Origin of the sequence: Brevibacterium otitidis (assembly GCF_042429315.1) — a bacterium.
In the GTDB taxonomy this organism is placed as follows: domain Bacteria; phylum Actinomycetota; class Actinomycetes; order Actinomycetales; family Brevibacteriaceae; genus Brevibacterium; species Brevibacterium otitidis.
This window is the reverse complement of the sequence record NZ_JBHMAU010000029.1, coordinates 1-1330: the sequence shown is the minus strand read 5'-3', so window position 1 is coordinate 1330 and position 1330 is coordinate 1. Positions and strand designations below refer to the sequence as shown.

Genomic DNA, 1330 nt, shown 5'->3' with positions numbered 1-1330 from the left:
CGAGAGCGTGGTCCTCGACGTCGAGACCTGTGACCGGCTGACCGGTTGCCCCGGTTGCGGCGTCATCCCGACCGGCCACGGACGCATCACCGTGACCCTGATCGACGCCCCATCCGCTGGGCGACCTGCCCGCCTGCGATGGCGCAAACACCGCTGGATCTGCCGCGAGTCCGCCTGCCCGGTCGTGACCTTCACCGAGCAGAACCCGCAGGTCGCCGCCCCGCGCGGCCTGCTGACAACCCGCGCGGTCCGGTGGGCGATCCGCCAGTTGCGCTATGAGAACGCCTCCGTCCAGGGACTGGCCCGCCAGTTGGGCACGACGTGGAACACGCTGTGGTCCCAGATCCGGCCAGTGCTCAACACCGCCGCTGCCGATCCGGCACGGTTCGACGGCGTCGAGGTTCTCGGCGTCGATGAGCACGTCTGGCACCACACCGATCCGCGCCGGCGCGGACCCAAGGAGCTGACCGGCATGGTCGACCTCACCCGCCACCAGCACCGAACCGCGCGTCTGCTGGATCTCGTCCCGGGACGCTCAGCAACGGTGTACAAAGACTGGCTCACCGCACGCGGGCCTTCCTTCCGCAACGGTGTGCGGGTCGCGACGCTGGACCCGTTCCAGGGATACAAGAACACGATCGATGACCAACTCGACGACGCCACCTGTGTGCTCGATGCTTTTCACATCGTGAAGCTCGCCACCAGCGCCGTCGATGACGTCCGCCGTCGTATCCAGCAGCAGACACTCGGGCACCGGGGACGCAAAGGCGACCCGCTCTACGGCATCCGCAACCTTCTGCGGGCCGGACGCGAACGCCTCACCGAACGACAACAGAAACGGTTGCAGGCGGCCTTCGTCGCGCATGAGGATCATGTCGCTGTCGAAGTCGCCTACCAGTGCGCGCAGGACGTGCGTGACATGTTCCACCAGGACACTCACGCGCAAGGGCGCAGGCTGGCCACCCGCGTGATCGAGGCCTTGCCGACGTGCCCGATCCCAGAGATCGCCAGACTGGGCAGGACGCTGCGGAAATGGAAGACGACAATCCTGGCGTACTTCGACACCGACGGTGCCAGCAACGGTGGCACCGAGGCGGTCAACGGGCTCATCGAGCTGGGCCGTCGGATCGCTCGCGGATTCCGCAACTTCGAGCACTACCGGCTCCGCATGCTGCTCATCGCTGGCGGCCTGGACGCATCAACCCACACTCAACTCTGAAGAGCCGGATTTCACCGCAGATACTCCTGATACTCGCTGGGTTGCCGATATCACCTATGTGCCGACATGGAGTGGTTTCGTCTATGTCGCTTTCGTCATGGACCTGTTTTC

The 1330-nt window shown here is 65.6% G+C and carries 1 protein-coding gene; it reads left to right on the top strand.

The annotated features are described in order from the left end of the window. The coding region (locus ACFFN1_RS04030) for an ISL3 family transposase (RefSeq protein WP_446680470.1) at window positions 1-1219 on the top strand (1219 nt) is incomplete at its 5' end. Window positions 1220-1330 lie beyond the last annotated feature (111 nt).